A 24,856-nucleotide genomic window follows, 5' to 3' on the forward strand; every position below is an offset into this window, starting at 1 on the left:
TCACTTCGCCGAGGCGTGCACGGTGAGGTCGAGGGGTTCGTAGCGGCGCAGGCTCGTTCCGGCACCGACGATCCTGCGAAGCTGCGGCAAACCGCCAGTGGCCACACCGGCGGCCCGGGCCTGGACCAGCACGTTGCCGAGGGCCGTTGCCTCGACCGGTCCGGCAATGACGGGTTTGCCGGTGGCCTGGGCCGTGAGCCGGCACAGCAGCGTGTTCTGCGAGCCGCCGCCAACGATGTGTACGACGTCGACGGCAACGCCGGCGAGGCGTTCGGCGTCGGCGATGGTGCGCGCGTACCCGGCGGCGAGGCTGTCCAGGATGCAGCGGACGATCGCCGCCGGCTCGTCGGGAAGCACGGCGCCGGTGTTCCGGGCTGCGGCTCGGATGCGGTCGGGCATGTTGTCCGGGGCGATGAAGGCTGGGTCGTCGGCATTGATCCGGGGTCCGCCGGGCGGGAGCGCAGCGGCGGCGTCGAGAAGGTCCCCGATCGCTGGCCGATAGCCGCTTTCGGCCCAGGTGCGCTGGCATTCGCTGAGCAGCCAGAGCCCGCCGACGTTGCGCAGGTACCTAACGGTGCCGTCCACGCCTCGCTCATTGGTGAAGTTCGCCGCCCGGCTGGCTTCGGTGAGCACCGGACGGTGCAACTCCAGCCCCACGAGGGACCAGGTTCCGGAGGAGATGTACGCGAAGTTTTCCTGCTCCGCGGGAACGGCTGCGACGGCGGACGCGGTGTCGTGAGAGCCGACGGCCACCACCTTCGTCGCCGCGGGCAGGCGGGTCCGTTCGGCGATTCCGGGCAGCAGGGTGCCCAGGGTCTCGCCGGGCTGGATCAGCGGCGGAAAGAGGTCCGGCGGCAGGCCCAAGGGTCCGAACAGCTCGATGGCCCACTCTCCGGTGGCGGCGTCGAGCAGGCCCGTGGTGGAGGCGTTGGTGGCCTCGGTGCGGCGCTGTCCGGTGAGCAGGAACCCGATCAGGTCCGGGATGAGCAGGGCCTGCAGTCCGGCCAGGTCCGGTTCGGTGGCGAGCTGGTAAAGCGTGTTGAACTGCAGGAACTGCAGTCCGGTGGTGGCGTAGAGACGTGCCGGGTCCAGTTTTTCGTGCACCCGGGCGACGGCGGCCCGGCTGCGTTCGTCCCGGTAGCTGTAGGGCTGCGCGGTGAGTTCGCCGGCTTTGCTGACCAGGCCGTAGTCCACGGCCCAGGTGTCGATGCCGATGCTGGTGACCGTTTGCCCGCGTTCGGCTGCCGCCGTGGCGGCGGCAGCGAGGCCCGTGAGCACCTCGGCGAAAAGAGCGTCGAAGTCCCAGCGGAGGCCGCCGTCGGAGTGCACCACGCCGTTGGGGAACCGGTGGACGGTGTCCATGTCCGCGGTGCCCGTTTGGCTGACCGTCCCAAGAATGACCCGGCCGGAGGAGGCGCCGATGTCGACGGCGGCGAAGAGGCCGCCGTCGGCATCGGCCAGACGTGCGGTACTCACCGGAGGAACGCTGCCGCGACGCCGGCGTCCACGGGGATGTGGAGGCCGGTGGTGTGGGAGAGTTCGTTGCTGGTGAGCACGGCCGCGGCGTTGGCGACGTGTTCGGGCAGGACCTCGCGCTTGAGCAGGGTGCGCTGGGCGTAGTACTCGCCCAGTTTTTCCTCGTCCACACCGTAGACGGCGGCGCGTTTGGCGCCCCAGCCGCCGGCGAAGATCCCGGAGCCGCGGACCACGCCGTCGGGGTTGATGCCGTTGACGCGGATGCCATACTCGCCCAGTTCCGCCGCGAGCAGGCGGACCTGGTGGGCCTGGTCCGCCTTGGTGGCGGAGTAGGCGATGTTGTTCGGACCGGCGAACACGGAGTTCTTGGAGGAGATGTAGATGATGTCCCCGCCCAGGCCCTGGCTGATCATGACCTTCGCGGCGGCCTTGGCCACCAGGAAGGAGCCCTTGGCCATGACGTTGTGCTGCAGGTCCCAGTCCTTCTCCGTGGTTTCCAGCAGCGGCTTGGAGATGGACAGGCCGGCGTTGTTCACGATCAGGTCCAGGCCGCCGAAGGCCAGCACCGCCTCGTCGATGGCGGCGGCCACCTGCGCCTCGTTGGTGACGTCGGCCTGGACGCCGACGGCGACATCCGGGCCGCCCAGTTCGGCCGCGACGGCCTGGGCGTTCTCCAGGTTCAGGTCGGCGATGACCACGCAGGCGCCCTCCGCGGCGAGGCGGGTGGCGATGGCCTTGCCGATGCCCGACGCCGCGCCGGTGACCAGGGCGATGCGGGTGGCGTGGGACTTGGGCTTGGGCATCCGGGCGAGCTTTGCTTCCTCCAGGGCCCAGTACTCGATCCGGAACTTCTCGGCCTCATCGATCGGGGCGTAGGTGGAGACCGCTTCGGCGCCGCGCATCACGTTGATCGCGTTCAGGTAGAACTCACCGGCAACGCGGGCGGTCTGCTTGTCCTTGCCGTAGGAGAACATGCCAACGCCCGGGACCAGCACGATCGCGGGGTCCGCACCGCGGAGGGCGGGTGAGTCGGCGTCGGCGTGGCGGTCGTAGTACGCCTGGTAATCCTCGCGGTATTCGGCGTGCAGTTCCTTGAGCCGGGCCACGGAGTCCTCGATGGAGGCGCCGGCGGGCAGGTCCAGGATGAGCGGCTTGACCTTGGTGCGCAGGAAGTGGTCCGGGCAGGAGGTGCCCAGCGCGCCCAGGCGCGGGTGTTCGGCGGCCTCGAGGAATTCCAGCACGGCGGGGTCGTCGCTGAAGTGGCCCACCTGGGGCTTGTCCGCGGAGGCGATGCCGCGGATCACCGGTGCCAGCGCTGCTGCTTTGGCTTTCCTTTCCGCTTCGGGCAGCGTGGCGTACCCGGCCAGCTTGCCGCCGAAGGGTTCGGCTTTGCCGTTGTCCCGGATGTACTTTTCGGCCTGGTCGATGATCCACAGCGAGTTGGCTTCGGCTTCCTCGGACGTGGCGCCCCAGGCGGTGATGCCGTGCCCGCCCAGGATGGTGCCGATGGCCTGCGGGTTGGCGTCCTTGACCGCGGCGATATCCAGGCCCAGCTGGAACCCCGGCCGGCGCCACGGCACCCAGACCACCTTGTCGCCGAAGATCTTGGTGGTGAGCGCCTCGCCGTCCGCCGCCGTCGCGATCGCGATGCCCGAGTCGGGGTGCAGGTGGTCCACGTGCGCTGCGTCCACGAGCCCGTGCATCGCGGTGTCGATCGACGGCGCCGCGCCGCCCTTGCCGTGCAGGCAGTAATCGAACGCCGCGACCATCTCGTCCTCGCGCTCCACGCCCGGGTAGACGTTCTTCAGGGCCTGCAGCCGGTCGAGTCGGAGCACAGCGAGGTTCTCGGCTTTCAGCGTGCCGAGGTCACCGCCGGAACCCTTAACCCAGAGGAGCTGGACGTCCTCGCCGGTGACGGGGTCCTTCTCTAAACCCTTGGCGGAGGTGTTGCCGCCGGCGAAGTTCGTGTTCCGCTTGTCCGCACCCAGGCGGTTGGAACGGGAAATCAGGTCTTCAACAGTCTTGCTCATAGCGTTTATGCGCCCCATCCGGCTTGCTGGCCGCCTGCGCGGTCCTCGTTGATCTTCTTCTGGTAGCCGCTGGCCTTGTAGGCAGCGATCGGGTCTGCGGGCAGGCCGCGGGATTCACGCCACTCGGCCAGGACCGGCCGGACGTCGGTGTAGAAGGCATCGTTGAACACGGCATTCGCGGCCAGGACATCCCCGGCGCGCTGTGCCTCAGCCAGCGCGGTGCCGTCCACCAGCAGGGCGCGGGCGGTCATCTCCTGGACATTCAGGACCGAGCGGATCTGGCCCGGGATCTTCTCCTCCAGGTTGTGGCACTGGTCGAGCATGAGCGCCACACCGGAGTCCTTGCCGAACCCGCCGCCGCGGATCACCTCGTGCATGATGCGGAACAGCTGGAACGGGTCCGCGGCGCCCACGATCAGGTCGTCATCGGCGTAGAAGCGGGAGTTGAAGTCGAACGAGCCCAGCTTGCCCAGCCGCAGCAGCTGCATCACGATGAACTCGATGTTGGTCCCCGGGGCGTGGTGGCCGGTGTCCAGGCAGACAAACGCCTTCTCGCCCAGGGCCAGGGTCTGGGCGTAGGAGGTGCCCCAGTCCGGAACATCGGTGTGGTAGAAAGCCGGCTCGAAGAACTTGTACTCCAGCACCAGGCGCTGCTCATCGCCAAGGGCGCCGTAGATTTCCTGCAGGGACTCCGCCAAGCGGTCCTGCCGGCCGCGCATGTCGTCCTGGCCCGGGTAGTTGGTGCCGTCAGCCAGCCAGATCTTCAGGTCCTTGGACCCGGTGGCATGCATGATCTCGATGCACTCAAGGTGGTGGTCGATGGCGCGGCGGCGGACGGACTCGGTGGAAGAGGTCAGGGAGCCGAACTTGTACTCGTCATCCTGGAACGTGTTGGAGTTGACCGTGCCCAGCCCCACACCCAGGCCGGCCGCGTACTCCTTCAGGGCGGCGTAGTCGTCCACCTTGTCCCACGGGATGTGAAGCGCCACCGTGGGCGCCAGGCCCGTGAGCTCATGGACCTTGGCGGCATCCGCCAGTTTCTCCTGGACGGTCCGCGGGGTACCGGGCGTGCCGAACACCTTGAACCTGGTGCCCGAGTTGCCGTAGGCCCACGACGGGACCTCAATCGCAAGTTCCGAAAGCCGGCCCAGCGCCGATGCTGTGTTGTTCATGATCTTTCTTTCGTCAGTGTTTGGCAGTGTCTGCTCTTGGCAGTGTCTGTTTTTGGAAGTTTCAGTGCCTGGCGGCAGCAGCGCCGTCGTTGCTGCCGCCGGCCGCGGCCAGTTGCCCGTCGAGGTTGAACACCTCGTCGAGGACCCGGAAGCCCTCGTCGGGCGGAAGATCGCTGTCCCGGAAGAGCGTGGCCATTTCCGCCTGCCAGCGGGCGTTGACGTCTGTGAGGGCCATCCGGGCCCGCGCCGCGTCAAAGTCGTCGCATTCGAGGTAACCGACCAGCAGCCCGTCATCGTCGAGGAACAGCGAGTAGTTGTTCCAGCCCGCGTCCTTGAGCGCAGCCAGCATCTCCGGCCATACGGCAGCGTGGCGCCGGCGGTACTCGGCCAGCAACTCCGGCTGGACGGAGGAGCGGAAGCAAACCCTCATGTTGTACTCCTGTGGACGTTTTCGGGTGGGCGGAAGCAGTAGAAACGAATTCACCCGGTTCAGCGGTTGAATCGTTTCATTGTCACGATTCAAAGTACTCTGGTTGGAAGAAGGGTGTCAAGCGTTTGCACCCGGGTGGGCAATCGATCTTTCGGAGGATCAGCAGAATGTCGCGGGCAGCCAGCATCAAGGACGTCGCCAACCATGCGCAGGTTGCGGTGGGAACGGTCTCGAACGTCCTCAACAATCCCGACCGCGTCTCGACGCGCACCAAGGACAGGGTGCTGAAGGCCATCGACGAACTCGGGTTTGTGCGCAACGACGCCGCCCGGCAGCTGCGGGCCGGGCACAGCCGCACCATCGGCGTCGTGGTCCTGGACGTCGGCAACCCGTTCTTCACCTCGCTGGTCCGGGCCGCAGAGGACGCGGCGGCCGTGAACGGCAGCGCTGTGCTGCTCGGCGACAGCGGCCACGATGCGAAACGGGAATCGCACTACATCGATCTCTTCCAGGAGCAGCGGGTCCAGGGCCTGCTGATCTCCCCCGTGGGGGACGTTGCCGACCGGCTGGATGCGCTGCGGCAGCGCGGCGTTCCCACGGTATTGGTGGACCGGCTGGCCGACGAGGACCGCTTCAGTTCCGTCTCGGTGGATGACGACGCCGGCGGGTACCTTGCCGCCCGGCACCTCCTCGATCTCGGGCGCAGAAAACTGGCCTTCGTAGGCGGGCCATTGTCCATCCGCCAGGTGGCCGACCGCCTTGTCGGCGCGCGCCGGGCAGTGGCCGAGGTGGAGGGGGCTGCGCTGGAAGTGCTGGACTCCGACGGCCAGTCCGTGCTCGCCGGACGGGGCGTGGGCAACAGCCTCGTGGGACGGGGTGCCGGGAACATGCCGGACGGCGTCTTCTGCGCCAACGACCTGCTGGCCCTGGGAGTCATGCAGTCCCTGACCATGATGAACGGTGTGCGCATTCCTGAGGATGTGGCCCTGATCGGCTACGACGACATCGACTTCGCCGTGTCCGCCGTCGTGCCGCTCTCCTCCATCCGCCAGCCCACCGACGCCATCGGCAGGACCGCCATCGAACTCCTCACGGAGGAACTGGACGCGCAGCATCCGCGGCACCGCGCCGTCGTTTTTACGCCCGAACTGGTGGTCCGGCAAAGCACCGCGGGCACTGGAGCGCCGCACTGACCGGCCTCCACGGCCATACCCGGCCGGCCCTTGGCCGGAAGCGGCCCGTGCCTAGAAGACTGCGAGCATTTCGGGTTCCGGCTTGAAGCCCAGCGCCTCGAGGCCGACGGCAACGTACGCGGCAACCCGGCGGGCTCCCCGCTCGTGGAAGTGGGTGTCGTCCAGCAGTCCGCCCGCCCAGTGCGCGTGCTCACCCGGGCCAAAGTGGAAGAACAGCTCCTTGGACCCCTCCTCGCCAAGCTCGGCATAGAGGCGGCGGGTCCAGGAGTTGAGGTCCAGCACGTCAAGGCCGAGCTCGTCACCCAGCTCACTGACCACTGCGGGGTACTCCCCCAGCGTCGCCTCGAGGCGGCCACCGCTGAAATGCCGCCTTTCCACCGAGGTGCAGAGGACGGGCGTGGCACCCTTAGCCCGGACCTCCGCCACCATCCGGCGGAGGTTGTCCGCGTAGCCGCCCCGGGCGGCCAGGTGCCCGCGCTTCTGGTCGTTGTGGCCGAACTGGATGAGGACCACGTCGCCGCTGACGGCGTGGTGCAGAAGTTCGCGCCACAGGCCCTCCTCCCGGAAGGATTCGGTGGTCGCCCCGCCCTTGGCGAAGTTATGGACTGCAGCCCACGAGTAGATCTCCGGGGCAAGGTGCGCTCCCCAGCCGCTCATCGGGTATTCATAGGTAGGGCAGTTGGCAACGGTGGAATCTCCGGCCAGCAAAATCTTCATCGCGTTCCTTCCAGGTCGGTTTCCTGACGTTGGTCGACCGTCGTCAGGCCGCGGGTCAAGAGTCTTTTGAAACGTTACAGAAATATCCTCGAAGGGGTACACTGGGCAGCAGAAGCACGAGGAAAGCGCTTGCCATAGGCGAGCATACACTCCCCGGCAACGGTTGACGATGGCGTCGCGCAGCACTGCAGCGCCGGACAGGAGCATCATGGACTTCCCGCAGACGCAGCCCACAACAGACGCAGCGGGCACCGGCACGCTGGACACGAAGGCCGCAACCGGCCGGCGCACCGGCCCGGCGCGGGTGGCCCTGATCGGCGTCCACGGCTTTGGGGCCATCCATCTGAAGAATCTCGAACGGCTGCAGCAGGCCGGCACGGTGGAACTGGTGGCCGTGGCCGATCCGAATCCCCCGTCCCCCGGCGCTTTGCCAGACACCACCGCGGTCCACGCCGACCTGCAGTCCCTCCTGGCGGGCAACCACAGCCCCGACGTGGTCATCGTGGCCACCCCCATCCAGACCCACGCGCCGCTGGCCCTGGCCACCCTGGCCTCCGGCGCAGACCTCTACCTGGAGAAGCCGCCGGTGGCATCGCTGGCCGACTTCCGGCAGCTGCAGGAGGCCGCCGAGGCATCCGGGCGCAGCGTCCAGATCGGTTTCCAGAGCCTCGGATCCCAAGGACTGGCCGCCATCGACAAGCTCCTCAATGACGGCACCATCGGCACGCTGCAGGGAATCGGCGCAACCGGACGCTGGGTGCGGGACCGCGCCTATTACAAGCGCTCCCGCTGGGCCGGCAAGCGCAGAATGGACGGCGTTGACGTGGTGGACGGCGTGGCCACCAATCCCCTGGCGCATGCCATCGCCACCGCCCTGCGGATCGCGGGCGCGCGGACCGTGGAGGATGTGGCCTCCGTGGAGACGGACCTCTACCGCGCGAACGACATCGAATCCGACGACACGTCGGTCATCCGGATCCGCACCGCCGCGGGCCTGCCGATTACCTGTGCCCTGACGTTGTGCGCCGCAGAGTCCGTGGAGCCGTACATCACGCTGCAGGGCTCCACGGGAACGGCTGTTTTCCACTACACCGGGGACCGGCTGCACATCAGCAACGCGGACGGAGAGGAGACGCTGGACTTCGGCCGCGACGACCTGACCGAAAACCTGCTGGAGCACCTGGCCGGGGGCAAGGAACTCACCAGCGCCCTCAACGACTCCGGGGCGTTCATGCTGGTGCTCGAGGCAGTCCGCACGGCCGAGCCGCCGGCTCCGATCAGTCCCGCCCACGTGCTCTGGCAGGGCGAGGGAGACGCCGCCCGTGCTGTGATTCCCGGCATCGAGGACGCCCTGGAGCGGGCCGTCCGGGCCCACGCCACCTTCAGCGAACTGGCCCTGCCGTGGGCGCGCCCCGCCAAGCACCCGGGCACCACAACCCTGTTCGACGCCGGCGGCAGGGCTCTGGCAGTCCAGCGGACCGGTGCCGGCCTCAACGCGGGGCTGTCCCCCCGCCCCTATCTGCACCCCGTCACCACGCCCGGCGGAACTGTGGTCACGGACCATCTGCCCGCCGACCATCCGTGGCATCTGGGCGCGGGCTTCGCGCTCCAGGACGTCAACGGCACCAACTTCTGGGGCGGAAAAACGTACCTGCGTGAGGCCGGAGCGTACGTGTCCCGGGAGGACCACGGCCGGATCGAACTGCTTCCCGCCAACGCTGAGGACGCGGCGCCGGGCGGTCACATCACTCAGCAGCTCCGCTGGGTTGGCGCCGACGGGCAGCCCCTGCTGACCGAACGGCGGACCCTCGGCCGGCAGATCCTGGGCGAGCGCATGTGGCGCCTGGACCTGCGCACCGAGCTGACCGCCGTCGTCGGCGCTTCACTGGGCAGCCCCGGCTCCAACGGCGCCGCCGGCAGCGGCTACGGCGGCTTCTTCTGGCGCCTTCCGGCGTGCAGCGGTGCCCGGATCTTCACGTCCGACGCCGAGGGGGAAGCGGCCGTCCACGGTTCCGTGGCGCCGTGGCTGGCATGGACGGCCTCCTTCGGCGAGGGCCCCGGAATCCGGTCCGGGCAGCCCGCGACCCTGGTGTTCAGCGCCCCGGCCGAGGCCGACGACCCATGGTTTGTCCGCGCCTCCGGGTACCCCGGGGTGGGATCCGCCCTGGCCTGGGACACGCCGGTGGCGCTGGCAGCCGGGGAATCTCTGCGGCGCAGCCTGAGCGTGTGGGTGTGCGACGGCGAACTGTCACCGGCCGCCGTCGAATCCCTGGTGGGGCAGCACTAGGCTGAGCCGGCCGTCCGCCGGCCGTGGAGCCGCAGCAGGCCGGCGATGACCGCGGCGGACAGCATCCCCAGCGCGCCCGTCACCACCAGCCCCGCACGGACGCCGAGCCATTCCGTCAGCCAGCCGGCCAGCAGCCCGCCGAGGGCATGGCCGCCCAGCAGGAGCGGCAGGTACAGCGCCATGACCCGGCCGCGGACGCCCGATCCTGCCGCCAGTTGCACGGCGGTGGCGGCGCTGGTGAGGAACAGCAGCGTCATGAAGCCGACAGCCACCAGCATGGCCATGAACAGCTCCTGGCTGGGCATGACGGCGGCGATGAGCTGCGTGAGCCCGAAGAGCCCGGCGCTGGCCACGATCCCCTTCCGGCCGAACCGCTGCAGGTGTGCGGCGAAAACTGCGCCGGCAAGGGCGCCCACGGCGCTCAGGGTGTTGAACAGGCCAAAGCCGGCGGCGCCGCTGTGCCACACCGAGCCGGCAAAGGCGGCCAGCACCACCGGCCCGTTCATGCCGAAGGCGCCGAGGAGCCCGGCGAGCAGCATGACCAGCAGCAGCCGGGGGCGGTCGCGCACGTAGCGGAAGCCGGCCAGCACCTGCCCGCGCCCGCGGACTGCCGGCGTGTCGGGGTGGAGTTCGCCCGTTCGGATGGCGGCAATCAGGGCCATCACCACCAGGCACAGGACGGCATTGGCGGCGAAGGCTGCCCCGGAGCCGGCCTTGGCGATCACGAGTCCGCCCAGGGCAGGGCCGGCCATGGCTCCGAGCTGGCCGACGGCGTTGTTGAGCCCGATGGCCGCGGGCAGTCCGGCGTCGCCCACCACTTCGTTCACGAACACCTGGCGGGCGGGTCCGTCCAGGGCGCTTGTGATGCCCAGCAGGACACAGCTGGCGTAGACCACCTCGACGGCGATGCTGCCGCCGGCGTCCCAGGCGGCCAGCCCGCCTGCCAGGACGGCGGAAACGGACTGGCACAGGAGAAGGATGCGGCGCTTGGGGAAGAGATCCACCACCACTCCCCCGATCGGCCCCACCACCAGCAGGGGCAGGAACTGGAGCGCCACGGCAACGCCCACCGCGGCGGGGCTTCCGGTCAGCTGCAGCACCAGCCAGTCCTGTGCGAGCCGCTGCATCCAGACGCCCGTGCCGCCCGCGAACTGGATGCCCACGAAGATGCGGTAGTTGCGCTCCGCCAGCGGCCGGTACCACCTGCCGTCCGGGGGCGGCTGCCCGGGGACGGTGTCCCGCGCGGCCTTGGTGGGAATGATGTTGCCGGGGAATGATCTGCGAGGGGGCGTCACGTCAGCCGGCTGACCTGGCCTCTGCACGCAGCCTGACCGCCGCCGCGGCGAGTACCAGGCAGCCGGGAACCACGACCACCAGCGCAGGCAGCATCCATACGAAGACGGCCGTCAGGCCGAGTGCCGCCACCAGGAGCAGCGAACCGGACCAGTCCGCCACGGAATCCGTCCGGGCCGTCGCCACGGCGCTGGCCCATGCACCGGGCTGCCACCGGGTCGCCGTCCTCAGCAGCAGCACGGTGGCGCATGCTGCGAAGAGCAGCGTCGCCGGCAGCACCACACCCCGGCCCGGCAGCTGCCCGGCCGCCGCGAGCAGCAGGTTGATGATGACGACGGCGGCAACGGCCGCCGTCGTCAGTCCGGGTTTGAGGCTCCCGGGCAGGGCGGACCGGAACGTGGCCCAAAGGCCCCGGACGGAATCGTCCCGCCCGGAAAGGTGCCGCCCCAGGTGGGCCGTGCCGGCCGCATACGCGGCCGGCACGGTGACGAGAGGTACGGAGAGCGCCAGCACGATGACGCCGGCCAGCATGGTCTCGGAGAAGAGCGCGAACCGGTTGACTGGGACGCTTTCGGTCTTGGTGGCCATGGTGTCAGCCCTTGAGGCCCTGGGTGGAGACGCCCTCCACGATGTAGCGCTGGAAAACCAGGAAGAACACCAGCACGGGCAGCAATGCCAGGACGGACATGGCGATCATGGCGCCGTAGTCCGAGCTTTGGGTCTGGTCCACGAAAAGTCGCAGGGCCAGGGGCAGCGGGTACTTATCCGGGGAGTTCAGGTACAGCAGGGGGCCCAGGAAGTCGTTCCAGCTCCAGATGAAGGCGAAGATGGAGGAACTGATGAGGGCCGGTTTCATGAGCGGCAGCATGATGCTGCAGAAGATCCGCACGTGGCCGGCGCCGTCGATGATCGCTGCCTCATCCAGCTCCCGGGGCAGGTTGCGCATGAACTGCACCATCAGGAAGACGAAGAAAGCATCCGCGGCCAGGAACTTGCCGATCAGCAGCGGGATGTAGGTATCCACGAGGCCCAGCTGCTGGAAGATGATGTACTGCGGGATGATCACCACGTGGAACGGCAGGAGCAGGGTGGCGATCATCATGCCGAAGAAGATGCTCCGGCCCGGGAACTTGATCCGGGCGAAGGCATAGGCGGAAACGGTGGCCGACAGCACCGTGCCGATCACCGAGCCGAGGGCCAGCACCACCGAGTTGGCGAAGAACTGGGCCGTGGACACGCCGCCGATGCCGCCCATCGCCGTGACGAAGTTGTCGAGGCTGAAGTTCGAGCTCCAGATCGACGGGTTGCCGATGATCTCGCTGCTGGGCTTGAACGCCGAGCTGACCATCCAGAGCGCCGGATAAAGCACGACGGCGATGAGGCCCAGCGACAGGACATGGAACACGATGCTGCGGGTGCGTTTGGCCGCGCGGGAGTCGGCCTTGGGGTTGTACTCCTGCGCCGCGGCGGGCCGGGCTTTTGTTGGCTGGCTGAGTGTGGTCATTTTGCATCACCGCTGTAGTGGACCCAGGACTTGGACGTGCGGAAGAAGACCAGCGTGATGATGCCGACGACGATCACCAGCAGCCAGGCCATGGCGGAGGCGTAGCCCATCCGGAAGTCGCTGAAGCCGCGAAGGTAGAGGTAAAGGGTGTAAAAGAGCGTGGATCCTGCCGGGCCGCCTTCACCGTTGGAGATGATGTAGGCCGAGGCGAAGATCTGGAACGCGTGGATGGTCTCCAGGAGAAGGTTGAAGAAGACCACCGGGGAGAGCATCGGGAACGTGATGTTCACGAACTTCCGGAACCGGCCGGCACCGTCCACGGAGGCGGCCTCATACAGTTCCTGCGGGATCTGCTTCAGGCCGGCCAGGAAGATCACCATGGGGGCGCCGAACTGCCAGACCGTCAGCAGGATCATCATGGGCATGGTCATGGACGGGTTGCCCACCCAGCCGCCGAGGTTGATGCCGAAGAAGGACAGCCCCTGGTCCACGGGGCCCTGGTCGCCGAACATGGCTTTCCATACGATGGCGATGGAGACGCTGGCCCCGATAAGGGAGGGTGCGTAGAAGGCGGAGCGGTAGAAGCCCTGGCCGCGGGTGGCGTTGTTCAACAGCAGGGCCACCGCGAGCGCCGCGGCGAGCTTCAGCGGGGTTCCGAACACCACGTAGCTGAGGGTGACGCCCACTGACTGCAGGAACCGCTCGTCCTGGAACAGGCTGGCGTAGTTGTCCAGGCCGATCCATTTGGGCGCCTCAAAGAGGTTGTAGTTGGTGAAGGAGAGGTAGAGCGAGGACAGCATCGGGCCCACGGTCAGGAGGATGAAGCCCAGCAGCCAGGGCAGCAGGAACGTGTAGCCGGCACGGGTGTCCGAGCCCCGCCGGCGCGGTTTCCGCGCGGGCGGGGCAGCGGCGGTGCCGCTGCGGCGGGTCAGGGTCTGAGTCACGAAAGGGTCCTTGTCAGGTCTTCGGCGCGTGCGCTACGCGTTCTGTTTGATGACGTCTTCGGCTTCCTTGAACCACTGGTCCACGGCGCCGTCCACGGTGAACTTGCCGTAGTTCAGGTCCTCGTTGATCCGCAGGAACGCGGTCTCGAGGGTGCCGAAGCCCACGATCGGGGGTTCCGGGGCGTCCTTGAGGTACTTGCCGATCGAGGTTTCGTAGTCCACCACGGCCTTGTCGGTGCCGTCGAAGGTGGTGCCGTCCCGCTGCGTCCTGGAAGCGGGCACGCCGCGGGAGGTCTTGAAGATGTCGCCGACCCCGGGGTCGTTGACCATGAAGTCGATGAAGCGGGCGGCCGCGTCCTTGTTCTTCGTCTTGGAGCTGGCCACCATCAGCATCGAGGGCTTGAGGAACAGGCCCAGGTTGTCCGGATCATCCGACGGGACGGGCACGAGCTTGAGCTGCTTGGCCCCGGTGTCCTTGAGGTATCCGGCCATGAAGTTGTCCCAGGTGTTCTCCGAGACGGTGACGTTGGCGCCGAACGGGCTCTTGGGCTTGAGCTGGGCGCTGCGGTCCGCCGGAACCACGGCGTTGGTGCCGCGGAGGTCCGAGTTCAGGTTCAGCCAGGCGCGAAGATCGTCCTTGCTGAAGCCCAGCTTGCCGTCTCCGGTGAAGGCGTCGATGCCCTTCTGCCGCAGCCAGATGTTGAACTGCCACCAGATGCCGGTGAAGTCGGAGGCGCCGAAGTACTTCCCGCCCCCGGCCTGCCCGATCTTGGCGAGCCAGGCCTTGTACTCGGCGTAGGTCCAGGCGCCGGCCGGCTCCGCCACGCCGATCTCCTTCAGCTTGGCGGGGTCGTAGTAGACGGCGAAGGCATTGGTGCTGGTGGGGATGCCGTAGGTCTTCCCGCGGATCTGGCCGGACGGCAGCAGGGTCTTGTCGAAGGCGTCGGTGTTGATCTTGACGGTGCCGAGGTCCAGGAGCTGGTTGCGCTGGGCGTAGTCGCGCAGGTAGGACAGGTCCCACTGCATGACATCCGGGAGCCCGCCGCCGGCGGCCTCGGTGGCGCGCTTCTGCCAGTAGCCGGCGAAGTCCGTGAAGTTGCCGTTGACCTTGACGTCCGGATTCTTCTGTTCAAACAGGGCGATGGCCTTGCGGGTGCGCTCGGCCCGGTCGTCATTGCCCCACCACGTGTAGGTGATGGTCACCGGGTTGTCAGCGGTGCCTGTCTTGCCTGCCGGCGCGCCGCACGCGGCCAGGGCAGCGGCGGACACCGTTCCTGCCGCCACCGCGGTAAGAAAATTCCTTCTGCTGATCATGGGAGCCTCCTTGCTCAAGAAATGGTGCTCAAAAAATTGGTGCTCTGATGTTGGTGCTCAAATGGGGTGCCCAGCTGTTGCTCAATGGGCGCAGACCTTTGTCAGAAAACTTCGTCAACTGCGTGTCATGATCTGGATTACACGACCTCTGAATCGATACAATAGCCACAACAACCACCCTCGGCAAGCGTTTTCCAAACTTCCCGTTCCAGCCGCCACGCATCCCGCAACGACAAGGAGCCCCATGCCAGCGCAAGAAGCCTCGACTCAACCTCCCGCCTGGAACAGCGGCCCCGGTCTGGCATTCGGCGGCGACTACAACCCGGAGCAGTGGCCAGCCCACGTGCGGCTGGAGGACATCGGCCTCATGAAGGAGGCCGGCGTGACCCTCCTCAGCGTGGCCATCTTTTCCTGGGCGCTCCTGGAGCCGCGCGAAGGGGAATACGACTTTGGCTGGCTGGACGAGGTGCTGGATAACCTGGCCGGTGCAGGCATCAAGGTTGCCCTCGCCACGGCAACGGCGGCTCCCCCGGCCTGGCTGGTGCGGAAGCATCCGGAGGTCCTGCCGGTAACGGCGGAGGGCACCGTCCTGGAACGTGGCTCCCGGCGGCACTACTCGCCGTCGTCCGCTGTTTACCGCCGGTATGCCGCGGGCATCACCCGGAAGCTGGCCGAACGGTACAAGGACCACCCGGCCCTGGCGCTGTGGCACGTGGACAACGAGCTGGGCTGCCACGTTTCAGAGTTTTACGGCGAAGAGGACGCTGCGGCGTTCCGGCGCTGGCTGGAGCGGCGGTACGGCAGCGTCGAGGCGCTGAACGAGGCCTGGGGCACGGCGTTCTGGTCCCAGCACTATGCCTCGTTCGAGGAGGTCATTCCGCCGCGGGCCGCCCCCACCACCCTCAACCCGACGCAGCGGCTGGACTTCCAGCGGTTCAGTTCGTGGGCGCTGATGGACTACTACCGCAGCCTCCTGGCGGTGATCCGGGAGGTGACGCCGGATGTTCCGGCCACCACCAACCTCATGGTTTCCAGCGCCACCAAGTCCCTGGACTACTTCGACTGGGCCAAGGACCTGGACGTGGTGGCCAACGACCACTACCTGGTGGCCGCAGACCCGGAGCGGGAAATCGAACTGGCGTTCAGCGCGGACCTCACGCGCGGCGTCGCGGGCAACCGGCCATGGATCCTGATGGAGCATTCGACGTCGGCCGTGAACTGGCAGCCGCGCAACCAGCCGAAGCTGCCCGGCGAGATGCTGCGCAATTCGCTGGCGCACGTGGCCCGCGGCGCCGACGCCGTCATGTTCTTCCAGTGGCGGCAGAGCGTTGCCGGCGCCGAGAAATTCCACTCGGCCATGGTGCCGCACGGCGGCCGCGAGACCCGGGTGTGGCGGGAGGTGGTGGCCCTGGGCGAGGCCCTCGGCAGGCTCGGTGCCGTCAAGGGGTCCACCGTGGAATCCCGGGTGGCCATCGTCTTTGACTACGAGGCGTGGTGGGCCAGCGAACTCGACTCGCATCCGAGCGTGGATGTGAAGTACCTCGACCTGATCCGCGAATTCCACCGCTCGCTGTTCCTGCGCGGCGTCAGCGTGGACTTCGTCCATCCCGCCGCGGACCTCACGGGATACGGCCTGGTACTGGTGTGCACCCTGTACTGCGTCACCGACGCCGCCGCGGCCAACATCGCCGGCGCTGCCGAAGCCGGCGCCACGGTGCTGGTCAGCTACTTCAGCGGCATCGTCGACGAACGCGACCACATCCGGCCGGGCGGCTACCCGGGCGCCTTCCGGGACCTGCTGGGAATCCGGACGGAGGAGTTCCACCCGCTGCTCGAGGATTACAAGGTTTCCCTGAATGACGGCACCACGGGCCGGGTCTGGAGCGAGCACGTCCACGCCGAGGGCGCGGAAACCCTGGCCACCTTCACCGGCTATCCGCTCGACGACGTCCCTGCGCTGACCCGGCGAACCGCCGGCAGCGGCGCCGCCTGGTACCTGGCAACGCTCCCGGACCGCGACGGCATCGAAAACCTCCTGGACAAGCTCCTGGCCGAAGCGGGAGTGGCGGCCGCCGCTGAGGCCGCTGCCGGCGTCGAACTCACCCGGCGGGTCACGGCCGACGGCCGGCGCTTCCTCTTCGCCATCAACCACGGCCGGGAGTATGCGGCGGTAAAGGCCGACGGCGAGGACCTGTTGGGCGGCGGCCGTTTCGGCGGCATGCTTCCCGGCGGCGCGGCGGCGGTGATCGCCGAGGACTGAGCGTTACCGTGGAGTTTTTGTACAGATAATGGCCGCAAAAGGCCCCTGAAGTCGCGATACGTGCACAAAAACTCCACGCCCGCTCCCGCAGAAAACCCCCACACAAAGAAACCCCGGGCAGCCTCCTCAGGGAGACGGCCCGGGGTTTTTCCGGACGGAGCTAGCTGCTGATTGCGGACTTCATTTCGTCCACGGCCTTGGTGCCGGCGTCCTGGGTGGAGAGCCTGTTGAACAGCACCTCGGAGCTGTAGCGCTTGATGATCTCCTGGATGGCGCCCGCCCCCTTCGGCGGCGGCGCCGGGGCCTCGCCGAGTTCCCCCTTGATCTGGTCAATGAACTTGACCACCTTGACGTCGGCGGGAGTCAGCTTGGACTGGATGGCGGCCCGGACCTCGGAGTTGGGATAGACGCCGCGGTCTGCCAGCAGGACCTCGCCGGCCTTCGTGTCGTTGGCCAGGAAGTTAATGAACTTGGCAACCTCTTCGGGGTGCTTGGTGCGCGAGGACGCGGACCAGAACTGGGAGGCCTTGTACCAGAGCTTGGTGTCGGCCGCTTTGCCCGTCTTGGAGGGAAACCTGAGCACCTGCAGCTCACTTCCGGCCGCCTTCTCCAGTGCGGGCAGCTGGTTGGACCACCAGAAGGCCAGCCCGTTCTTGCCGGTGGCAAGGCCGCTCTGGTCCAGCGGGGCGGCTTCAGCCTCGACGACCTCGGAGGCCGAGGGAACGGCCTTCTTCTCGCTCAGCTGCTTGAGGAAGTCCCACCAGCCGGCGATGTCCGACGGCTCGAATCCGAGCTTGCCGTCCGCGGTGTAGAGGGACTTGCCGTTCTGCCGGAGCCAGACCCCGAGTGAGGCCTCGTCGGTGCCGTAGGCCGCGGCGCCGTACGTTCCCTTGGGAGACTTGGCGGTGACCTCTGCGGAGATGCGCTCGAAGTCCTCCCAGGTCCAGGTCTTGTCATCCGGAAGCGCCACGCCGGCGGCCTTGAAAACCGCCGGGTTGGCCAGGATGGTCGCCGCGTTGATGCCTGCCGCGATCCCTGTCAGGCCGTCGTCGTTCTTGCCGGCATTCAGGGCCGCCTCGTCCAGCTTGGACGTGTCGATGCCGTACTTGGAAAGATCCAGCAGCGCCCCGCGGGAGGAGTACTCGGTGATGTACTTCTCGTCCATCTGGATGATGTCCGGGGCATCGTTGGCGGCAACCTGGGTGGCGAGCTTGTCCCAGTAGCCGCTCCAGTCGCCGTATTCGGCCTTAATCCTGATGTTCGGGTTTTCCTTCTCGAATGCTGCGATGGCGGCCTGGGTGACCTGGGCGCGCTTGTCGCCGCCCCACCAGGAGAACCGCAGTTCAACCTTGCCGTCTGCGCTGGACTGGGCGGGTCCGCCGCAGGCGCTCAGCGCGAGGACGGCGGCAGCGGCAGCAGCCACGGCGCCGGTGGCGCGGAGACGGCGTTTTGCGGCGGGTTTCGCGGATGCGGCGGCCGATGCGGGCCGGGTAAAGAGTGGCACAGGGGTACTCCGATCTTCTTTGATCCTGGAAGCGGGCTGAGAATCGAACTCTGGAACCAGAGTGTTGGGAAAGCGCTTTCTGCTTCACTTAGCTTATAAGTAGGCAGCTTGTATTACAAGATAATTTTTCCGGCGGACAGGTTATTTGATGCCGGTGGTGGCGATGCCCTTAATGAGGAAACGCTGGCCGAAGAGGAACACCAGGAAGACCGGCAGCAGGGACACGATGGACATCGCGAACAGCGAACCCCAACTGGTGGCCGACTGCGAGTCGACGAAGGCGCGGAGCGCGACGGGCACGGTGAACATGTCGGGGTCGGTCAGGTAGATCAGGGCCCCGAAGAAGTCGTTCCAGGTCCAGATGAAGGTGAAAATCGTGGTGGTGGCGAGCGCCGGCACCATCAGGGGCAGGATAACCCGCAGGAAGATGCGGGGGTGGCCGGCGCCGTCGATCCTGGCCGCTTCGTCCAGCTCCTTGGGGATGCCCCGGATGAACTGGACCATGAGGAACACGAAGAAGGCGTCCGTGGCCAGCAGCTTGGGGACAATCAGAGGCCAGAAAGTGTTAACCCAGCCGATCTGGGAGAAGAGGATGTACTGCGGCACGATGATCACGTGGAACGGCAGCATGATGGTCAGGAGCATGATGCCGAAGAACAGCTTCTTGCCGCTGAACTGCAGCCGGGCGAAGGCGTAGGCGGCCATGGAGCACGAGATCAGGTTGCCCAGGATGGAGCCGATCACCACGATGGCGGAGTTGAGCATGTAGTGGCCGAACGGGTGGCTCAGGGCGGACCAGCCGCTCGTGTAGTTGCTCATGTCCAGGCTGTTCAGCCACAGTCCGGGCTCGCGGAAGATCAGGTCGTTGGGCCGCAGCGAGGACACCACCATCCACAGCAGCGGGTAGATCATGATCCCGCCGGTGATGATCAACAGCGCGTGCTTGGCCAGCGCCTTGATGCGGGCGCTGCGGCTGAACGCCAGGGTGCCGCGTGACTCCCGCGGCCGGCCGGCCCTGCCCCGGGACCCACTGCCACGGTTCCTGTTTCCGGGAAGTTTTCCGCCCGTGCCCTGCTCGTGCTCCGGGGCCGGCATCGTCTGAAGTTTAGTCATCGTAGAACACCCAATACTTTGAAGCGATGAAGTTGATGGCGGTGAAGGCGCCGATGATCACCAGGAGGAACCATGCCATGGCCGAGGCGTACCCCATGTCGAACTGACCGAAGCCTTTTTGGTAGAGGTACAGCGTGAAGAACATGGTGGAGTCCGAGGGTCCGCCGTTGCCGCCCGAGACGATAAAGGCCTGCGTGAAGGACTGGAAGGAGCCGATGATCTGCAGCACCAGGTTGAAGAAGATGATGGGGCTCAGCATGGGAAGCGTGATCCGCCAGAACTTCTGCAGGGTGGTGGCACCGTCCACCTCCGCCGCCTCGTAGTACATGTTGGGAATCTGGCGCAGGCCGGCAAGGAAGATGATCATTGGGCTGCCGAACGTCCAGACGTGCAGCAGGATGATGGTGCTGAGCGACGTGCTGGGATCCGAGATCCAGCCGGGTCCGGTGATGCCGAACATCGCCAGGACCTGGTTGACGAGGCCGGTGGTGCCAAAGATCTGCTTCCACAGGATGGCGACGGCGACCGACCCGCCCAGGAGCGACGGGAGGTAGAACACCGAGCGGTAGAAGGGCAGCCCGCGGAGGCCCTTGTCCAGGACCAGTGCGATCAGCAGCGCGACTGCCAGCTGCAGCGGAACACCGACCAGCACGTAGGTGAAGGTGACCCGGAGCGAGTTGTGCAGCCGGGCGTCGCCGAGCATCCTGGTGAAGTTGTCCAGGCCCGTCCATTCCGGCGGCTGCAGGAGGTTGTAGTCAGTGAAGGCGAGATACAGCGACATGAGCATGGGGCCGACCGTGATGACCACGAGCCCTATCAGCCACGGCAGGAGGAACACGTAGGCCGCCTTGTTGTCGCGCCTGTTGGCCCGCTTCTCCTCTTCGGTCACCGGTCCCTTGCGCCGGGATATCGACGACAGTTCGCCGATGGCGCTCACTGGTTCCCCCCGACGTCGACAGGGGCGCCTGGCGTCCCCGCGTTCTGCTGTGCGGCCATGTGGTCTCCTTTGGTCATCGTGGCCATCCACGGATTGGTACTTGCCTGCGGCTTGATGCAGCCGGGCGGCTGGTGCCGCCGAAGGTGCTCCCGATAAGGCCTGAATGCGGTCCAGGCAACGGCGGCTCCGTACCAAAGTAAACGGTTTCTTGACCGCTGTACACCCCTTTGCTAATTTTTGAGAAAGCGTTTTCCGACTTGCAAACGCTGAGAACTTGTGAACGCCGACGACGGCGGGCGCCGGCACCCGCCGCTGCCCGCGGACTGCGAAAGGCAGGACGAAGATGTTGAGACCACGAAGGGCGTTTTCATGACTTCCGCACCGGGAAACACGCAGTCTGTTACGGTCCGGCCCAGCGCGATCGGCGGCTATGGGGACTGGCCCGGCTTCATGGCCGCCGCCCCGCGCTACCGGGCGGCGGACAGCCGGAGCCAGGAACTGGCGGACGCCCTCGGCGTTCCCGGCATCGCTGCCGGGACCGCCGTCACCGTCGAGCGGGAGGACACAAGGGGCGGCGTCACGACGTCCCGCTTGAGCTGGCAGCTGGGCTTCGGCCCCCGGACCACTGCCTGGTTCATCCGGCCCGCGCACGCCGCCGGTCCCCTGCCCGGCGTCCTGGCCCTGCACTGCCACGCCGGCATCAAGTCCACCGGTGCCGCACGGCTGGTGGACAGCCCGACGGCGGGAAGCGCCACGGACCCGCTCCGGGACCGGCTGTATGAGGGCCGGCCGTTCGCAACCTGGCTGGCGTCGCAGGGTTTCGCCGTGCTCGCCCATGACGCCTTCTCGTGGGGCAGCAGAGGCTTCGACCTCGACGCCCCTCCCCTTCGGACGGCCGCCGCCGTCGACGGCCGGAAGGCACAGTGGCGGGAGGCCGGCGTCGAACCGTCCGCCGCGGAACTGTACGACGCCGCGGCCGCCGCCCACGAGGACACCGTGGCCAAGGCCGCGGGCATGCTGGGCACCAGCTTCGCCGGGATGGTGGCGCACGACGACCTCGCGGCGCTGCACGTGCTCGCCGGGCTTCCGGGCGTGGACGCCGGCAGGCTCGGCTGCGCCGGCTTCTCCGGCGGGGGCGGCAGGTCACTGATCCTCGCCGCCCTCAGCCCGCTGGTGCACAGCCACGTTGTGACCTGCATGATGGCCACCTTCGGCTCCCTGTTTCCCGCGCACCTGGACGCACATTCGTGGCTGCTGCAGACGCCCGGCCTCGCCCGCCTGGGCGACTGGCCGGAACTCACCGCGCGCTCCTCGGCGGCCAGCCTGCTGGTCCAGTATGCGTCAGCCGACGAGCTGTTCCCGGAACAGGGAATGCACGACGCCGATGCGGGCCTGGGTGCCCTGCATCCGGCCGGGCGGTACACCGGGAGCTTTTGGCCCGGCGGGCATGTGTTCACCCGCGGGATGCAGGAGGAGGCAGCGGCGTTCCTCGCCGCCGGCCTTCAGGCCTCCGCACCGGCAGGTACTGCGCTCCCCCGCATCGCGCTGGTGGGCGTGCACGGCTACGGCGCCCGGCACCTGGACAATCTCCGGCGGCTGGAAGATCGTCAGCTGGCCCAGCTGGTCGCCGTCGCCGATCCGCGGCCCCCGGCCGACGGGACGTTGGGTTCCGCTGTGAAGGTGTTCCCCACCCTGGACGAGCTGCTGGCAGCGGGAACCGCACCGGATGTTGTCATCCTGGCGACGCCCATCCAGACCCACGCCCCGCTGGCCCTTGCTGCCATTGCCGCGGGCGCCGACGTCTACGTGGAGAAGCCGCCCATGGCGTCCCTGGCCCAGTTCGAGGAGGTGCTGGCCGCGGCCGAGGCGGCAGGCCGGCTGGTCCAGGTGGGGTTCCAGAGCCTGGGCTCGGAGGCGCTGCCGGAGATCGCCGGACTGATGGAGTCGGGGGTCATTGGCCGCATCCGCGGGATCGGCGCCACCGGGGCGTGGGTGCGGAGCGTTGGCTACTTCAAGCGCTCGCGCTGGGCCGGCCGGCGCAGCCTGGACGGCACCGACGTCGTGGACGGCGTGGCCACGAACGCCCTGGCCCATGCGGTCGCGACCGGGCTGCGGATCGCCGGCGCGGCCGGGGCGCAGGACGTCGGGTCGGTGGAGGCCGACCTGTACCGGGCCCACAACACGGAGAGCGACGACACGTCGGTGATCCGGGTCCGCACATCGGCCGGACGGGTGCTGACCTGTGCCCTGACCCTCTGCGCGGCCGAACAGTCCGCGCCGTCGGTGACAATCCTCGGCACGCTCGGCAAGGCGGAATTCTTCTACACCGAGGACAGGCTGGTCCTGGAAACCGCCGGCGGCACCAGCACGCGGACGTTCGGACGGACTGACCTGCTGGAGAATCTCCTGGCCGCCCGCGCTTGCGGCAACACCGCTGACGACGGCGGCCCCCGGCTCCTCAGCCCGCTCTCCGCTGCCGGCGCCTACATGACCGTCCTCGAAGCGGTCCGCACCGCGGAGCCGCCACGGGAGATACCGGCGGCCTGCATTAACTGGGAAGGCGGGGGCGACGACGCCCACCCGGTGGTGCACGGCATCGGGGCCGCGCTGCAGCGGGCCATACTTTCGCAGTCCACGTTCGCCGAGCTCGCGCTGCCCTGGGCCCGGCCGGAACCGGCAGCCCCGTCCCTTGCGGTTGACGGCCGCCCCGTTGCCTGGCTGCAGGACGGAAGCCGCATCACACCGACCTCATCCCCCCGCCCTTACCTGCACCCGGTCAGGACATTCGCGGGCACGGTCGTCACGGACCACCTGCCCGCGGACCACGTCTGGCACCTGGGCGCCGGCGTCGCCATCCAGGACGTGGCCGGCGTGAACTTCTGGGGCGGCCGGACCTACACGCGCAAGGCCGGCGGCTACGTCTGGCAGGACGACCACGGCCGCATCGAAATCACGGACGCGGCCGAGTCCCCCGGAACGCTGGACCAGACGCTGCGCTGGCTCGGCCCCGACGGCACGCCGGTGCTGTCCGAACAGCGGCACTGGCGGTATGACCCGGTCGGCCTGTCCGCGTGGAAGTTGCGCCTCCACTTTGAACTTTCACCTGCCGGTGCGGAACCGGTGGCGCTCGGCAGCCCGGGCTCCAACGGCCGCGAAAACGGAGGCTACGGCGGCTTTTTCTGGCGCCTGCCGCCCGTCACCACCGCGCGGCTCTGGACGGATGCTGCCGAAGGCGAGGACGCCGTGCACGGGACCGCGGCCCCGTGGCTGGCCTGCAGCGGAGTGTTCGGGGCGGCGGGAACGTCCGGGACCGGCAAGGCAGCCACCCTGGTGTTCCTCGCTGCACCGCAGGCACCTGATCCGTGGTTCGTGCGGCTCGCCGGGTACCCGGGCGTCGGGCTGTCGCTCGCGTGGGACACGCCTGTCCTCGCCACAGCTGACAGCCCGGTCCGGCGCACCGTCACGGTGCTGATCGCCGACGGAATCCTGAGCACCACAGACATTGCACAATTCACCGACTCTTTGGGGAAAACCACATGAACGTTCCTGCACCCGCCCTGTTCAAGACCACAGCACCCGAGGACATCAGCCTGCCCGGCAACCCGGACGACCGCGCCGCCAAACGGCAACGGGTCCTGGACATCCTGGACGAAAAGGGCCAGGACACCCTGCTCCTGACCAGCCACACCGCCCTGACGTGGTACCTCGACGGCAGCCGCATGCACATCAGCCTGGCGGGAGACCCGATCGCGGCGCTCCTCGTGGACCGTGCCGGCGACCACCTCATCACCTTCAACAACGAGGCGGAACGCCTCGGCGCCGAAGAGCTGCCGCCCGGCGTCGAACTTCACACGGTTCCCTGGCACGGACAGCTGACCGACGCCGTCGGCAAGCTGAGCTTAAGCGCGCCGCTGGCTGAGAAGTCCGTGGCCGCTGAACTGCGGGCCGCCCGCCAGCCCATGCTGCCCGGTGAGAGCGCCCGGTACGCGCGGCTGTGCGCCGATGCCGCCCGCGCCATGACCGACGCCCTGTCCGGTGCGACGCCGGACACCACGGAGTTCGAGGTGGCGGCCGCCCTGGCCGCACGGATCGTCGAGGCCGGCGCTGAGCCCCTGGTCCTGCTGTGCAGCGGCAGCTCGCGCAGCGCCTTCCGGCACCCGCTTGCCACCCACGCGCCCTTGGGGCGGCGGGCCATGGCCGTGGTCTGCGCGCGGCGGCACGGCCTGGTGGCCAACGTGACCCGGTGGGTGCGGTTCGACGCCGGCACGCCAGAAGAGCGGGACGCCGAGGCACGCATCGCGGCAGTTGAGGCGGACATTTTCGCGGCCACGGTTCCGGGTGCGCGGCTCGGCGGCATCTTCGCCGGGATCCAGGCAGCCTATGCCCGGCACGGCTTCGGCGCCGACCAGTGGACGCGGCACCACCAGGGCGGCCCGGCCGGCTACGCGGGCCGTGATCCCCGCGCCACCGCCGCCACGGACGACGCCGTGGTGCCCAACCAGACCTTCACGTGGAATCCGTCGGGCCCGGGCGTCAAGATCGAGGACACGGTACAGCTGACGGCGGCGGGCACCAGCGTCCTGACGCTGGATCCGCGGTGGCCGGCGGCTGACGTCAACGGCCTCCCCCGGCCGCTGACCCTGCAGTTGTAGCCGTAAACGGCAAAGAGGGCGTTCCCTGGC

General features: G+C 68.0%; 18 protein-coding genes. 5 read left to right on the forward strand and 13 right to left on the reverse strand.

The window, feature by feature from the left end; translation table 11 throughout:
- From ACFRAH_RS15305 to ACFRAH_RS15320, 4 genes are all read right to left on the reverse strand, one after another.
- Positions 1-1,476, reverse strand: a complete 1,476-nt coding sequence (locus ACFRAH_RS15305; protein WP_377991754.1) for a rhamnulokinase family protein — start codon at positions 1,474-1,476, stop codon at positions 1-3.
- A complete protein-coding gene (locus ACFRAH_RS15310) occupies positions 1,473-3,506 on the reverse strand; it encodes a bifunctional aldolase/short-chain dehydrogenase (protein ID WP_377991755.1) in 2,034 nt (677 codons plus the stop codon). The genes ACFRAH_RS15305 and ACFRAH_RS15310 overlap by 4 nt, the downstream gene beginning before the upstream one ends.
- 5 nt (positions 3,507-3,511) lie before the next feature.
- Positions 3,512-4,678, reverse strand: coding sequence for an L-rhamnose isomerase (gene rhaI, locus ACFRAH_RS15315; protein ID WP_377991756.1), 1,167 nt, complete (start codon positions 4,676-4,678; stop codon positions 3,512-3,514).
- A 61-nt stretch (positions 4,679-4,739) separates the two neighbouring features.
- Positions 4,740-5,108, reverse strand: a complete 369-nt coding sequence (locus tag ACFRAH_RS15320) for an L-rhamnose mutarotase (RefSeq protein WP_377991757.1) — start codon at positions 5,106-5,108, stop codon at positions 4,740-4,742.
- Between the two features lie 167 nt (positions 5,109-5,275).
- Between ACFRAH_RS15320 and ACFRAH_RS15325 the strand changes: the two genes are divergently transcribed.
- Complete coding sequence (locus ACFRAH_RS15325) at positions 5,276-6,301, forward strand: LacI family DNA-binding transcriptional regulator (RefSeq protein WP_377991758.1); 1,026 nt, start codon at positions 5,276-5,278, stop codon at positions 6,299-6,301.
- A 51-nt stretch (positions 6,302-6,352) separates the two neighbouring features.
- On the opposite strand, the gene ACFRAH_RS15330 is transcribed toward ACFRAH_RS15325, so the two are convergent.
- Entirely contained in the window at positions 6,353-7,018 is a 666-nt protein-coding gene (locus ACFRAH_RS15330) for a rhamnogalacturonan acetylesterase (protein ID WP_377991759.1), read from the reverse strand.
- Between the two features lie 208 nt (positions 7,019-7,226).
- On the opposite strand from ACFRAH_RS15330, the gene ACFRAH_RS15335 reads away from it, so the two are divergent.
- Positions 7,227-9,305 (forward strand): DUF6807 family protein, encoded by a 2,079-nt coding sequence (locus ACFRAH_RS15335; RefSeq protein ID WP_377991760.1) that lies wholly within the window; start codon positions 7,227-7,229, stop codon positions 9,303-9,305.
- Here ACFRAH_RS15335 and ACFRAH_RS15340 read toward each other — a convergent pair.
- From ACFRAH_RS15340 to ACFRAH_RS15360, 5 genes are all read right to left on the reverse strand, one after another.
- On the reverse strand, positions 9,302-10,495 hold the full coding sequence (locus ACFRAH_RS15340; protein ID WP_377991782.1) for an MFS transporter: 1,194 nt from the start codon (positions 10,493-10,495) through the stop codon (positions 9,302-9,304). The genes ACFRAH_RS15335 and ACFRAH_RS15340 overlap by 4 nt on opposite strands.
- 106 nt (positions 10,496-10,601) lie before the next feature.
- A complete protein-coding gene (locus ACFRAH_RS15345; protein ID WP_377991761.1) occupies positions 10,602-11,186 on the reverse strand; it encodes a Poxvirus protein I5 in 585 nt (194 codons plus the stop codon).
- A 4-nt stretch (positions 11,187-11,190) separates the two neighbouring features.
- A complete protein-coding gene (locus tag ACFRAH_RS15350) occupies positions 11,191-12,102 on the reverse strand; it encodes a carbohydrate ABC transporter permease (protein WP_377991762.1) in 912 nt (303 codons plus the stop codon).
- Positions 12,099-13,046: a carbohydrate ABC transporter permease gene (locus ACFRAH_RS15355; RefSeq protein WP_377991763.1), complete on the reverse strand. Its 948-nt coding sequence runs from the start codon at positions 13,044-13,046 to the stop codon at positions 12,099-12,101. Before ACFRAH_RS15355 ends, ACFRAH_RS15350 begins: the two co-directional genes overlap by 4 nt.
- A 33-nt stretch (positions 13,047-13,079) precedes the next feature.
- On the reverse strand, positions 13,080-14,360 hold the full coding sequence (locus ACFRAH_RS15360; RefSeq protein WP_377991764.1) for an ABC transporter substrate-binding protein: 1,281 nt from the start codon (positions 14,358-14,360) through the stop codon (positions 13,080-13,082).
- Positions 14,361-14,604: 244 nt separating this feature from the next.
- Between ACFRAH_RS15360 and ACFRAH_RS15365 the strand changes: the two genes are divergently transcribed.
- Positions 14,605-16,620, forward strand: coding sequence for a beta-galactosidase (locus tag ACFRAH_RS15365; RefSeq protein ID WP_377991765.1), 2,016 nt, complete (start codon positions 14,605-14,607; stop codon positions 16,618-16,620).
- Between the two features lie 160 nt (positions 16,621-16,780).
- Here the strand turns inward: ACFRAH_RS15365 and ACFRAH_RS15370 are convergent, their stop codons facing one another.
- From ACFRAH_RS15370 to ACFRAH_RS15380, 3 genes are all read right to left on the reverse strand, one after another.
- Positions 16,781-18,124: an ABC transporter substrate-binding protein gene (locus tag ACFRAH_RS15370; protein WP_377991766.1), complete on the reverse strand. Its 1,344-nt coding sequence runs from the start codon at positions 18,122-18,124 to the stop codon at positions 16,781-16,783.
- A gap of 141 nt (positions 18,125-18,265) precedes the next feature.
- Positions 18,266-19,237, reverse strand: coding sequence for a carbohydrate ABC transporter permease (locus ACFRAH_RS15375; protein WP_377991767.1), 972 nt, complete (start codon positions 19,235-19,237; stop codon positions 18,266-18,268).
- Positions 19,230-20,174 (reverse strand): carbohydrate ABC transporter permease, encoded by a 945-nt coding sequence (locus tag ACFRAH_RS15380; protein ID WP_377991768.1) that lies wholly within the window; start codon positions 20,172-20,174, stop codon positions 19,230-19,232. The genes ACFRAH_RS15375 and ACFRAH_RS15380 overlap by 8 nt, the downstream gene beginning before the upstream one ends.
- Positions 20,175-21,638: 1,464 nt before the next feature.
- Here ACFRAH_RS15380 and ACFRAH_RS15385 point away from each other — a divergent pair.
- Both ACFRAH_RS15385 and ACFRAH_RS15390 read left to right on the forward strand, forming a co-directional pair.
- The gene (locus tag ACFRAH_RS15385; protein ID WP_377991783.1) at positions 21,639-23,714 is read left to right on the forward strand and encodes a DUF6807 family protein; all 2,076 of its coding nucleotides are present in this window, start codon (positions 21,639-21,641) and stop codon (positions 23,712-23,714) included.
- Positions 23,711-24,826: a M24 family metallopeptidase gene (locus ACFRAH_RS15390; RefSeq protein ID WP_377991769.1), complete on the forward strand. Its 1,116-nt coding sequence runs from the start codon at positions 23,711-23,713 to the stop codon at positions 24,824-24,826. Before ACFRAH_RS15385 ends, ACFRAH_RS15390 begins: the two co-directional genes overlap by 4 nt.
- The last annotated feature ends 30 nt before the right edge of the window (positions 24,827-24,856 follow it).

It is taken from the genome of Arthrobacter sp. NPDC056727 (genome assembly GCF_042790555.1).
In the GTDB taxonomy this organism is placed as follows: domain Bacteria; phylum Actinomycetota; class Actinomycetes; order Actinomycetales; family Micrococcaceae; genus Arthrobacter.